The organism is Desulfogranum aggregans, from assembly GCF_055398265.1.
The window spans coordinates 2,878,942-2,891,142 of sequence record NZ_AP042447.1 but is presented as its reverse complement, the minus strand read 5'-3'; the positions used below and the strand labels follow the sequence as shown (position 1 = coordinate 2,891,142).

Genomic DNA, 12,201 nt, shown 5'->3' with positions numbered 1-12,201 from the left:
AAGGCCAACGTCATTAATTATCCGATGCGGTGATCAGCTGCCTGTTCAGGACGAACCGATAGCAGACGGATTACGAATATCTGGCAATAGTGGACAGGGCGAAAAGGCGGAAAATCAGTCAGCGCAACCCTTTATGATCCTGAATCTCGTCGTCCACCCGGTCAGGATCAGGGGCGTTGTAGCGGATAAGGTTCTGGAGATGGAAGAGACTGTCCGGATCAATCCGGGTGAATTGGATGGCAACCTGTCGGTCGTTGTGGCGGACGATCTGGCCGCGAATGTCTATGATCGGGCCCGAGTCCTGCTCACCGCCAAGGGCAATGCGCACGCTACATTCCTGCTGATGGGCAAATTCAGGCTGGAGCGATACCAGGCAGCCGCCGATACTGACGTTCTCCACATGGTCAACCGTATAGGACGCACCATCATTGAGAAGGATGGTCAGCTCAAAGGCAAGCGGTATACGGGAAAATTTTCTTTTTTCAGGTGCCATCAGCTGTCCTCACGTGCACAAAGGTTGATGGTAGGCGGGCAGTATCGATGTTCAGCTGTGCTCAACGTCATCGCTTGCTCGGCGCTGCTGTTGCTCGGCGCTGCTTCGCTGCTGCTCCTCCAGGAAGCGTTCGATTGCTCTGACGGCATCCTCCGGGCGATCGACAACCTGGAAGAGTTCCATATCTTCCGGAGCTATACAGCCGTTGGCGATCATCTCCTGTTTTACCCAGGAGGTCAGTCCTTGCCAGTAGCTGCTGCCGTATAGAACGATGGGAAATCTTCTGATTTTGGCGGTTTGCATCAAGGTCAGGGATTCAAAAAACTCGTCCATGGTGCCGAACCCGCCGGGAAAGATGAGGTAGGCCATCGCATACCGCACAAACATCAGTTTTCGCACAAAGAAATAGCGGAAGGTCAGGCTGACATTCTGGTAGGGGTTGGGATGCTGTTCACGGGGCAGGGCTATGTTCAACCCGATGGATTTGCCACCGGCCTCACTGCAGCCGCGATTGGCCGCCTCCATGATACCCGGGCCGCCGCCGGTTATGATCGTCAGCCCTTTGCCTGCCAACAGGGAGGCGGTTGTCTGCGCTGCCTGGTAGTAGGCAGAGTCTTCCTTGAACCGGGCACCGCCGAAAATTGAAACTCCCTGGCCGATGTCATTGAGGGTCTCGATACCGTCTATGAGTTCGGCCTGTATCCGGAAAATTCGCCAGGCCTCTGAAGTTTTCAGGTCATCCATGAGCATCTGATGGGAACCGATTCCGGCAGACGTATCTGCCGGAATCGGTTGGTTGCATAAATTGAAGGGGAGGTGCTGTTATATCAATCCGTCAAAGAAGTCATTTCCTTTGTCGTCGACCAGGATAAAGGCAGGGAAGTCCACGACATCGATCTTCCACACGGCCTCCATGCCCAGTTCCGGATAATCAAGGCATTCGACCTTCTTGATGTTCTCCTCAGCCAGCAGGGCTGCAGGGCCGCCAATGGAGCCGAGATAGAAACCGCCGTGCTGTTTACAGGCATCGGTTACCTGCTGGGAGCGGTTGCCTTTGGCTATCATCACCATTGCTCCGCCCTTGCTCTGGAGAAGATCCACATAGGAGTCCATGCGGCCGGCAGTGGTGGGACCGAAAGAACCGGAAGGCTTGCCTTCAGGGGTTTTTGCCGGTCCTGCATAGTACACAGGATGATGCTTCAGGTATTCGGGCAGCGGCTGTCCGCTGTCAAGCAGCTCTTTCCACTTGGCATGGGCAATATCCCGGCCGACAATAATGGTGCCGGTCAGAGCCAGCGGGGTGGCGACCGGGTGCTTGGTGAGCTCTGCCAGCACTTTTTCCATGGGCTGGTTGAGATCTATCTTGACCACATTGGAGGCATCACGATTGCGGAATTCCTCGGGGATCAGGCGACCGGGGTTGGTGTCCATCTGCTCCAGCCACAGGCCGTCTTTGTTGATTTTGGCCTTGATGTTGCGGTCAGCAGAGCAGGAGACGCCCATACCCACCGGGCAGGAGGCTCCGTGGCGCGGCATGCGGACAACGCGGATGTCATGGGCAAAGTATTTACCGCCGAACTGGGCGCCCAGGCCAAGTTCCTGAGCCGCTGCAAGCAGTTCTGCTTCCAGCTCCAGATCACGGAATGCGCGTCCATACTCATTGCCGCTGGTCGGCAGGGCGTCCAGGTACTTGGCAGAGGCGAGCTTGACGGTTTTCAGGTTGGTCTCTGCACTGGTACCGCCGATAACAAAGGCGATGTGATACGGAGGACAGGCTGCCGTTCCCAGGGTTTTCATCTTTTCTACGAGGAAATTTTTCAGGGTTCCCGGATTGAGCAGGGCCTTGGTCTCCTGGAAGAGGTAGGTTTTATTAGCCGAACCGCCGCCCTTGGCCAGAAAGAGGAATTTATAATGATCGCCTTCAGTGGCGTAGATGTCGATCTGTGCCGGTAGATTGGTCTTGGTGTTGACCTCATCGTACATATTGAGCGGAGCGTTCTGGGAGTAACGCAGGTTTTCTTCGGTATAGGTGGTATAGACACCGGCGGAGATTTGCTCGGCATCGTTGCATCCTGTCCATACGTTCTGTCCCTTCTTGGCGACAACGCAGGCGGTACCGGTATCCTGGCAGATGGGGAGCACAAAGTCGGATGCCACTTCCGCATTGCGCAGCATGGCCAGGGCTACTTCTTTATCGTTGTCAGAGGCCTGGGGATCGCTGAAAATCTTGGCAACGCTTTCATTGTGAGCTGGGCGGAGCAAGAAGGATACTTCGCGCATAGCGGCATTGGAAAGTTCTTTGATGGCTTCCGGTGCAACTTTCAGCACCTTCTCGCCGTTGAACTCGTCCACAGAAACATACTGCTCCGAACCTTCAAGCTTTCGGTAGGTTGTCTCATCTTTTCCCAGTGGAAAAGGATCCTGATACACAAATTCTGCCATGATGCTACTCCTTTGTCATTGAATCAAATGGAACCGGCGACCTGTGAGCGCCGGACTATTCAAAAAGGTTCACCCCCTTTTTCGAATACACCTGACCTCGGAGTATCCTAGCCGGCCGGACCGGGAGAATACCTCGGAGATCCACAGCCATCCTTTTTTACTCCGCTCTCCCGGCAAAGGCAAGCGAATGGAAACAGAAAGTTAATTTTTCCTGGAATAACCATGGAATGGAGGTGAATGGCTATTCATGTATCTGTCAGGGAATGGTGAATCGGCACCCCACGGAAGAGAAGAAAAATCGTTCACCCAACAGATGGTGCAGGCGTGCCGCATTCTCGAGACCGGTGCAGTGGGAGACGCCGATTTTCTGGATATGAAAATCATCAAGCGCCTTGACAGTGGCCTCGAACTGTTCCGGCCCGGCAAACCCCAGGTGGGTGCCGCCGAAGACCGTATGGATTTCCTCGCCGGGAAAACGGGTGCTGACATGCTGAAGGGTGTTGATCAGCCCTGCATGGGCGCAACCGAGAACGACAACCAGGCCCGCGTCACTGCGGATGACCAGGGACTGGTCGTCTCGCAGCTCGTCCTGCTGCCATTCTCCGTTTGTGGAGCGTACCTTCATGAAGGGGTCGGGTGGCTCGAATGAGGAAATGCGGGGGATCTCGCCGGTAACAAAAACGTTGTCGGCAATCTCTTCGACCTGGGTGACCGGGACAAAGCAGGCGCCGAGTGATTCCAGGTACGCCTTCTTATAGCGGATACCGATTTCCCTGCACTCGTCGTCTTTGAGCCAGTAACGGTTGGTGAAGCAGTCCGGGTGGAGGTAGACATTTTTGTGCCCGGTGAGGTGCAGCACATCAGGCAGTCCTGAGGTGTGATCATAATGCCCGTGGCTGATGACGATAGCATCGATATCCTTGAGATCGATACCCAGGAGCTTGCTGTTATGGACCAGGCCAAGTCCCTGGCCGGTGTCAAACAGAATGGTGCTGTCCCCTGCCTGCACATGCACCGCCCACCCGTGCTCGCCGATAAACCCTTTGGAACCGGCTACCGAATTTTCACATATGACCGTACATTCACATTGCATCTGTCTGTCCTCCTCCGGTTTGAGGAAAAGTGTTTAGTCTGAGCTGCTCAAGGTCTGTAGAGGACCTAAATCAGTGAGCGTTCAATGACGGTGCAGGCTAGCCAAGTCGTCACTGATTCAAAAAGGAGAGTACCCTGTATTGCAGTAGAGAGCATGGGAAAAGTGGTGAGGCGTGCCGGGAAAATTTCCCGGGTGAGGGGCGTGGTGGCAGCTGGGGGTATGGGCGAACAGGCCGATCAGACCAGCTCGGCCATCACCCGGTTTGCCAGGGGCAGGCCGCGGGTGCTCAGTCTGAGGCGATCATGCTCGCAGACGAGCAGTCCCTGTCGGCATAACCGGTCCAGGGTTGCCCCGTAATAGACCACAGCATCAATTCCGAACCGGTGGTGCAGTGCCTCCAGGTCAATGCCTGCAGTAAGACGCAGGCCAATCATCACCGTCTCCCGAAAGTAGGCCTCCCGGTCAAGGGTCTCCACTTCCACAGGTGGAGAGCCGTCCCTCATCACCTGAGTAATGAAGCCCTGCAGATCAGCGGGGGTGTGCCATCTTGTTCCCTCCCATGCCGAAACTGCTGCCGGGCCGATGCCCAGGTAGGTACCGTTATGCCAGTAATTGAGGTTATGCCGACAGCGATGCCCCGGGCGAGCAAAGTTGGAAATCTCATACTGCTCCCACCCTCCTGCGGCCGTGGTCTCCCGGGTTCGAGCCATCATCTCCAGGACTGCCTCTTCATCGGGGAGGGCTAGCCGCCCCTGCTGCACGCTCTTCGCCATGGGGGTGCCCGGCTCCATGGTGAGCTCATAGATGGAGAGGTGTTCCGGGGCAAGAGCAAGCACCCGGTCAAGATCATGATTCCATTGTTCAGGCGTCTGGCCGGGCAGACCATACATGAGGTCGATGCTGATGTTGGTAAAGCCGGCTTTTCTGGCCGCAGCAAAGGTGGTCAGGGCCTGACGGGCGTTATGGGGGCGGCCGAGCTGGATAAGCTGCTGCTCATCCAGGCATTGAATGCCGATGGAGAGTCGGTTGAAGCCGGCATCAAGCAGGGCGGTCAGCCCATGGAGATCAATGGTGGCCGGATTGACCTCAATGGAGATTTCTTCTGGGCCCTCGACATAGGCGAAGCGCTGGCGAAGCTGGCTCAGCAGGCCTGTGAGCAGGGATGGGGGCAGAAGAGACGGGGTGCCGCCGCCAAAGAAGATGGTGGAAAAGCGCTGGGCGTCCCACGGCGGTTGTTGTCCGAGCCGCTCAATAGCGCGGCCTGCAGCCTGAAGGTAGGGGGGGATCAGCGTCGGGGCATCGGTGCACGAGTAGAAGCTGCAATAGCGGCATTTGCTGAGGCAGAAAGGCACATGCAGGTATATTCCGGGGCCGATCTGGTCCATCTTACCTGAGCTGTTCCAGGAGCCCGCTGCATTGGGCTCGTATTTCCTCCATGAGCCCCTGGTCGGCAAAGCTGTAGACCTGCTCGCCATCGCCGACGATGATATGGTCGAGCAGACGCATGTGCATGAATGAGCAGACCAGGTGAAGGGATTTTGTCAGCTGCCGATCCTGGGGCGAAGGCTGCAGACTGCCGGAGGGGTGATTGTGAGCGATGACCAGAGCGCTGGCATTGTGTTCGAGGGCAAGGGTGACCAGCTCCCTCGGGTAGACCGTGTTCACGCTCACTGTACCCTCTGCGACAACCTGGGTGTCGATCACCGCATGGGCGGCATCCAGAAAGACCACGGTCAGGACTTCCCGCTTCAGTCCCCGCATGGAGTGGACCAGGTAATCAGCCACCTCGCTCGAGGAGGTGATATAGTGCTTGCCTTCCAGTCGATGGCGCAGATAGCGCCGCGCCACGGCCTGGATAAAGTTGAGGGCAAAGATGTTTTTCGGACCCAGTCCTTTTATTTCCTGCAACTTTGCTGCAGGCGCATCCAGGACAGCAGGCAGGGAGCCGAATTGCTCAAGCGCCCTGCGGGCCGGCTCTTTGCAGTCAGACCGCGGAGTGCCGAAGCTGAGCAACAGTTCAATGATTTCGCTGTCCGAAAAGGCCGCAATCCCCTGGTCGAGGAATTTGTCCCGTAACCGTTGCCGGTGACCCCGGCCTTTGTGTTGCCAATGCTCCTTGTCCACCGCCCCGGCACCGGGTGCCCGGTTACCCCTCCTTGTTGAGTTCTTCCTGGAAGAGCTTGTTGGCCATCTGTGGATTGGCTTTACCCTTGGTGCGCTGCATCAGCTGCCCGACAAAAAAGCCGAGCACCTTGGTTTTGCCATCACGAAACTGCTGAGCCTGGGCCGGGTTGGCTGCGATGATCTCCTGAACCAGGGCCTGGAGCTCCCCGGCATCACTCATCTGTACCAGCCCTTTTTCCTTGACGATATCGTCCGGATTGCCGCCGTTTTCCAGCATCTCGCCAAAAACGGTTTTGGCAATCTTGCCCGAGATGGTGCCCTCTTCGATCAGGTTCAGCAGGCGGGCGAGCTGTTCCGGTGCGACAGGGCAGCTGCCGATCTGTTCGGGGCTGTATTCGCGCAGGAGTTCAGTGCCGATAAAGTTGGCCAGTTTTTTGGCATGCGTATATTTGGCAAGCGCCGCTTCGAAGAAGTCTGCCAGCTCCCTGGAGCTTGTCAGGATGCCGGCATCGTAATCGTTGAGTTCCAGTTCCTCGACGAATCGCTGACGCTTGGCATCCGGAAGTTCAGGCAGGTTGCTGCGTACGCGCTCGATCCACTCTTGATCGACCACCACCGGCACCAGATCCGGATCCGGAAAATAGCGGTAGTCGTGGGCTTCTTCCTTGCCCCGCATGGTTTCGGTTTTCCCATGGTCCGGATCCCACAACAGGGTCTGCTGGATGACCTCACCACCATCCAGGAGGATGTCCCGCTGCCTGCGCACCTCGTATTCCAAGGCAAGCTGAACGTTGCGAAACGAGTTCATGTTTTTGAGTTCGGTGCGGGTGCCGAAGGCTTCCTGGCCCACTGGGCGCAGCGATATATTGGCATCACAGCGAAAGCTGCCTTCCTGCATGTTGCCGTCGCAGATGTCCAGGTAACGGACAATGGCGTGCAGTTTTTTCAGGTAGGCGGCCGCTTCTTCCGGTGAGCGAAGATCTGGCTCGCTGACGATTTCCAGCAGCGGGGTGCCGGTACGGTTGAGGTCGACATGGCTCACTGGTTCGTTTTCGTCATGTACCAGCTTGCCAGCATCCTCCTCCATGTGGATACGGGTGATGCCGATGGTTTTCAGCTCGCCGTCGGTGTCGATCTCCAGACTGCCGTGTTCGGCGATGGGCAGCTCAAATTGCGAGATCTGGTACCCCTTGGGCAGGTCTGGATAAAAATAATTTTTCCGGGCAAAAATGTTGGTCTGGTTCAGGGTAGAGTTGGTTGACAGGGCGAGCTTGATTGCCGATTCAACCACCTGTTTGTTGAGCACGGGCAGGGAACCGGGCATACCCAGGCAAACCGGGCAGGTATGGGTATTGGGCGGTGCGCCGAATTCCGTTGAGCAGCCGCAGAAGATCTTGCTTTTGGTTTTCATCTGGGCGTGGACTTCCAGCCCGATTACAGTTTCAAATTCCATGTGATGCCTGCTGTTATTTAAGTTAATCCCTCAGCCACCCAACGCCGTATCTGCACCAGTTCATCATTCCACCGGTTCTCGTCCACCCGGAGGGTGATGAACATGCGATAGAGTTCGTTGACCAGGTAGATCAGTTCTTCAAAAAGGGCGATCCGTTCAAGCACCTGTCCTTCCAGGCTGTCCGGATCGTTGTCATCGTCGGCGCCAGCGGTTTTGGGCAGACGGACATTGCGAAATTCCATCACCCCTGCTGCAAGGGTAACGCCGTACTCGTGCTCGCCGCGGGCGATGCGTAAGCGTGCCTGCTCGGGTTTTTTGGCGAGCCGCAATCCTTCTCTGGCTTCCTTGAGTTCTGTCTGAAGTCCTCGGCAGATGACCTTTTCATTGGCCTCTCCCTCGCCGTATTCAAGGAGCATGTGTTTTTCAAAGACAACGAGTATGTCGCCCACGGCCGGTACCTCGACGGTACCGCCGCGCTCCTCGGACTTATACCAGAGCCAGGCGAGAAACTCCTGGCCGAGAAAGCGTTTTTCCTGTATCAGATCAACAAGATCCATTGTGCGTTATTCCATTGTTAACGGTGGTCAGACGAGAAAGAGGGAAAAAAGACCCCCGACAGTACTCATAAATCCAGCGAAAGAGAAGTATTTTTCGAGCGTTGTTCCTCTGCGGCTACTGCCTGTTCGAAAATAGCCGTGGCTCTGGCCTGATAGGCTTCCGCCTCTTCGCCTTTGCGCTGGCTGGAGCATAGCTTGGCCAACTCCTGAAGGATAGCACCGACGCTGGGGTGATTTTTTCCCTGGGTCTGTTCGGCAATGTCAAGGGACTGGAGGTAGCAGGCCTCAGCCTCGGCATACAGGCGCTGCAGCCTGTAGGACTCTGCGAGATTGTTGAGGCTTATGGCCAGCTGAGGATGGTCAGGTCGGAGATGTTGTTGACGGATCGCCACCAGCCGTTCATAGAGTGGCACGGCTTCCTTTTCCATCTCCAGCTCCATGCATAGGGCTGCCAGTTTGTCCAGCACATCCATGAGCCCCGGATGGTCGGGGCCGAGACACGCCTCCAGGATGGCCAGGGCTTTTTTATAGAGCCCAACCGCTTTTTCATACTCCCCGAGGCTCTCCTGCAACTCACCTATCTGGAACCAGCTGATGGCCATTTCCTCGCTGTTTTGACCCAGATGTTTGGCAAAGCTGGTCATCGCTTCTTTATACAGGGGGCCTGCCTTGGAATGCCGACCACTGGTCACATAGGTGTAGGCAAGTTCACGTTTGGCCTCAGCCAGCTCCACCGGGCTGATCTGCTCGTTGCCTGAGCAGGCGGCAACATACTGTTCCAGCCATTGAACAGCCTGGTCATATTTGAACAGCCTGCGGGCGGCCATGCCTGCAGCTTTGAGGTAGTCGGCATTTGTCGGATCGTTTTCCAGGGCTTTCTGGTAACGCTGTAAAGCCAGGGAGAGGTCAAACCTTCCTTCAGCGAGGCGGCCGCTATAGTAGGCGCCGCTTCCTTGTGCGGGGCCCGGACGCTGGCCGAGATCCGCCAGGAGGGTTTCCGCCGGCTCAGGGTTGCCGGCTTGCAGTTCTTTTCTGGCCTTGGCGAGGGCCTCCGGGGCACACTCTCCTTCCACCTCTTCAAGGGCCTGCAGGGTTGCCTGGTAACACGCTATCTCTTCTTCGTAGCTCGCATCGAGCAGGGCGATTTTTTCGTTCATGACCACCAGCTCGCGCTGCAGTCTATCGCGCTGCCGATCCTGCTGGTCGGCGATGGCCTGTTGCAGCGCTTCACGCTGCTGTTGCTCTTGCTCGTTGAGGCGTTCAGCGTATTGGGCAAGGGTCAGTTTTATCCCTTCTACGGCAACCTGCGCTGCGACCTCGTCTTTATCAACCTCATGGTCTGCTAGGGCTGCAGGTGCTGCTTCAAGAGGCGGCGCCTCCTCCTCCACTTCGGCAACAGGAGGTTCTGCTTCTTCGCCAGCATCCTCCGGGATGATGGCCTCTATGGGCTCTTCAACGGTCGGTTCTTCCGCTGCAATCGGGGCTGCGTCCTTCAGGTGCACGGCAGGAGCTTCTTCTTCTACGACAGACGTGGCAACCGGCTCGTCGGTTTCCGTTTCCTCGACTATCGTTTCAGCTGCAGGGGAGGGCTCGAGGGATGGTGCCTCCTCCACTTCGGCAACAGGAAGTTCTGCTTCTTCGCCAGCGTCCTCCTGGATGATGGCCTCTGCGGGCTGTTCAACGAGCGGTTCTTCCACTGCAGTCGGGGGTGTGCCTGCCGATTCCTCAGCAGCAGGCTCGGCCTCTTGCAGGTGTTCTACTTCAGTCTCGGCGGTATCAGCTGCGGGTACATCTTTGGCGCTTATCAGTGGCTCTGGCACCTCTGCCGCAGCTGCTGATTCCAGGACATCCTCTTCAAGCGCAGTGACGAGTTCCGGCTGTTCGGGCTGCTTCTCTTCCTCAGCAGGCGCAGCCGAGCCTTCCGGCTCCTCCGGCTGCGCTTCGGTTACTGTTTGATCCAGCGGCTGTTTCTCTTCCGCAGGGACCGGCTGCTCGGTCGGCGGTCCCTGCTGCTTGCTGCCGGATATTTTTTTCACCAACAGGATGGCAACACACAGGACAATGATGCCGATAACTGCAAGTATAATGCTGTTCATGATGTCTCCGCTGCGGTCTGGTGGGGATAAAGTCGCTACAGTAGGATTGCCGGGCGCATGGCTTCATAATCTGCAATGGCATCATCTTCGATCATTTGCAGGCCAGTCAGCCAGGGGATTTGGAGCATGAGCGACAGGTGAAAGGTCTCTTTAAACAGGTCTTCAAGCAGGGCAATGGCCTTTTTGCTGGTGGTAAAAAACAGGACAGTATTTTCAGAGAGGTTCCAGCACAGGTCGTAGGTGGCCGGGATAGGAGCGGATTTGCGAATAAGCTCGGCCCGGACCCGCTCTTTAATTTCCAACCGTACTGCTCTGCTGAGCCGGGGAAGTTCTTTTTCCTGTTTAATGCGTGCCTCTTCCTTCATGGTATACTTTTTCAGCACTGCCGGAGAGACCTTGCGCTCATCAGTGCGCATGGTGAGCACCACATAGTCACCTGCTGCATAGGAGCTGTAGGCAAAGGAAGCGTCAAACATATCAGCAACAGAGACCCAGCCGATGGAATATTCGTCCAGAGTATCGTCGATATCCTGAAAACTGTTTGCAGCCACCCTTTCGGCAACGAAATCCCAAAAATGTTCAGGCAGCTCGCCTTCAACGGAAAAACGGGTGAACGAGGCAGCGCCGGAGAGTAATCCCATAACCTTTTGTAATCCTTTTCTATTGACGTATCAGATTGTTGAGCCTGATTGTCAGGCTCTCCGTTCAATAGTAGCAAACCTGTACTGGTGGAACAAGGGATTTAGAAAAAAGGCAGGAATGGGGTGTAAGCGGAAAGGTAAAAAAAAGAAACAGCAATGTCTTTTTTCTATTGACACCCAAGGGGAAAACATGTAAAAACTGGGCCTCCAAACGGGGGGTCGTTAACTCAGCCGGTAGAGTATCTGCCTTTTAAGCAGAGAGTCGCGCGTTCGAGCCGCGCACGACCCACCAACATAATGTCTTGCCTGTCCCCATCGTCTAGTCAGGTCCAGGACACCGGCCTTTCACGCCGGCAACAGGGGTTCGAATCCCCTTGGGGACGCCATATATAACGGGCACTGAGCGAGTATGCTGAGTGCCCGTTTCTTTTTCCTGTCTATTCCACCACTGCAAGCCGACATGTCTTGGGAGTAATCAATTCCCCTTATCTCTTTTTTTTGATACAATATCAGTCCACTGCAGCGCTTTAGCAAACGTTATAGCGACGTCGGTACTCTACCATCATCAATCCGTGCTGTCCCGGTGAAGAACTTCGATGTGTGGTTCAAAGAGGGAGTATTGCAGCAACAGCAGTAAGCGTGGCACCTGATAAGGGAGTGCTATGCGTCACGGATTTTTTTCACCCCCTATTTGTGGCAGGGTGCCATTCGGTCATAATACATTCAGGAACGAGTATATGGCGTTAGCCATAAAGACACTCACTTTGCATTCAGAGGGTAAATATGTTTACAGATGTGGATATACGCAACATTGCCATACAGATCGAACGTAACGGCGAGGAAACATACCGGGCCGCAGCCAAAGAGGCGGTAAATGAGCAGGTTGCAGATCTGCTGCACTGGATCGCTGATGAAGAACAACGGCACCTGCTCTGGTTTGAGGCGCTTGAGATTAAACTGGGCGAAAAAACTGAAGAACAGGAGCTGATGGAGGCAATGGGGAAGGGGTTGCTGGAGGAGATGATCAGGAGTCGCACTTTTTCGCTTGAACAGCAATCGTTAAGCAGTGCCGAACAACTCAGCAGTGTTCTCGCCCAATGCCGTGCGTTCGAAGAGGATACAGTAATGTTCTACGAGTTCCTGCGCGGGTTTCTTGACAACGAAGAAGCCTCAAAACAGCTCGATAAGATTATCTCAGAAGAGCAAGGCCATGTAAAGCAACTGGAAAACCTGTTACAGCCCTTGAATGACGAAGGCGAGGAGGCCCAGGGGCTATATACAGAGGAATCCTGAGGTAAACGT

Annotated in this window: 11 protein-coding genes and 2 tRNA genes; 3 read left to right on the top strand and 10 right to left on the bottom strand. The window is 55.6% G+C overall.

The window, feature by feature from the left end; genetic code table 11:
- Positions 1 to 118: 118 nt before the first annotated feature.
- The 10 genes from ACZ52Z_RS12700 to rdgC all read right to left on the bottom strand — a co-directional run bounded on the left by ACZ52Z_RS12700 (position 119) and on the right by rdgC (position 10,899).
- Positions 119 to 493, bottom strand: coding sequence for a PilZ domain-containing protein (locus ACZ52Z_RS12700; protein WP_464267152.1), 375 nt, complete (start codon positions 491 to 493; stop codon positions 119 to 121).
- Between the two features lie 51 nt (positions 494 to 544).
- Positions 545 to 1,237 carry an LOG family protein gene (locus ACZ52Z_RS12695; RefSeq protein ID WP_464267151.1) on the bottom strand — a complete coding sequence of 231 codons (693 nt, stop codon included), beginning with the start codon at positions 1,235 to 1,237 and terminating at the stop codon, positions 545 to 547.
- Positions 1,238 to 1,315: 78 nt separating this feature from the next.
- Positions 1,316 to 2,935: a fumarate hydratase gene (locus ACZ52Z_RS12690; RefSeq protein WP_464267150.1), complete on the bottom strand. Its 1,620-nt coding sequence runs from the start codon at positions 2,933 to 2,935 to the stop codon at positions 1,316 to 1,318.
- Between the two features lie 256 nt (positions 2,936 to 3,191).
- A complete protein-coding gene (locus ACZ52Z_RS12685) occupies positions 3,192 to 4,028 on the bottom strand; it encodes an MBL fold metallo-hydrolase (RefSeq protein WP_464267149.1) in 837 nt (278 codons plus the stop codon).
- Between the two features lie 236 nt (positions 4,029 to 4,264).
- On the bottom strand, positions 4,265 to 5,413 hold the full coding sequence (gene hemW, locus ACZ52Z_RS12680) for a radical SAM family heme chaperone HemW (protein WP_464267148.1): 1,149 nt from the start codon (positions 5,411 to 5,413) through the stop codon (positions 4,265 to 4,267).
- A gap of 1 nt (position 5,414) precedes the next feature.
- Positions 5,415 to 6,152 carry a RadC family protein gene (radC, locus tag ACZ52Z_RS12675; RefSeq protein ID WP_464267147.1) on the bottom strand — a complete coding sequence of 246 codons (738 nt, stop codon included), beginning with the start codon at positions 6,150 to 6,152 and terminating at the stop codon, positions 5,415 to 5,417.
- 22 nt (positions 6,153 to 6,174) lie between these two features.
- On the bottom strand, positions 6,175 to 7,605 hold the full coding sequence (gene gatB, locus ACZ52Z_RS12670; RefSeq protein WP_464267146.1) for an Asp-tRNA(Asn)/Glu-tRNA(Gln) amidotransferase subunit GatB: 1,431 nt from the start codon (positions 7,603 to 7,605) through the stop codon (positions 6,175 to 6,177).
- A 17-nt stretch (positions 7,606 to 7,622) separates the two neighbouring features.
- Complete coding sequence (locus ACZ52Z_RS12665; protein ID WP_464267145.1) at positions 7,623 to 8,162, bottom strand: hypothetical protein; 540 nt, start codon at positions 8,160 to 8,162, stop codon at positions 7,623 to 7,625.
- Positions 8,163 to 8,227: 65 nt separating this feature from the next.
- On the bottom strand, positions 8,228 to 10,258 hold the full coding sequence (locus ACZ52Z_RS12660; protein ID WP_464267144.1) for a tetratricopeptide repeat protein: 2,031 nt from the start codon (positions 10,256 to 10,258) through the stop codon (positions 8,228 to 8,230).
- Positions 10,259 to 10,293: 35 nt separating this feature from the next.
- On the bottom strand, positions 10,294 to 10,899 hold the full coding sequence (gene rdgC / locus ACZ52Z_RS12655) for a recombination-associated protein RdgC (RefSeq protein ID WP_464267143.1): 606 nt from the start codon (positions 10,897 to 10,899) through the stop codon (positions 10,294 to 10,296).
- Positions 10,900 to 11,115: 216 nt separating this feature from the next.
- Here rdgC and ACZ52Z_RS12650 point away from each other — a divergent pair.
- The 3 genes from ACZ52Z_RS12650 (at position 11,116) to ACZ52Z_RS12640 (ending at position 12,192) form a co-directional block, all read left to right on the top strand.
- Positions 11,116 to 11,191: transfer RNA gene (locus tag ACZ52Z_RS12650), tRNA-Lys, on the top strand.
- Positions 11,192 to 11,207: 16 nt separating this feature from the next.
- Positions 11,208 to 11,285: transfer RNA gene (locus tag ACZ52Z_RS12645), tRNA-Glu, on the top strand.
- 397 nt (positions 11,286 to 11,682) lie between these two features.
- Positions 11,683 to 12,192, top strand: coding sequence for a ferritin family protein (locus ACZ52Z_RS12640; RefSeq protein ID WP_464267142.1), 510 nt, complete (start codon positions 11,683 to 11,685; stop codon positions 12,190 to 12,192).
- Positions 12,193 to 12,201: the final 9 nt, after the last annotated feature.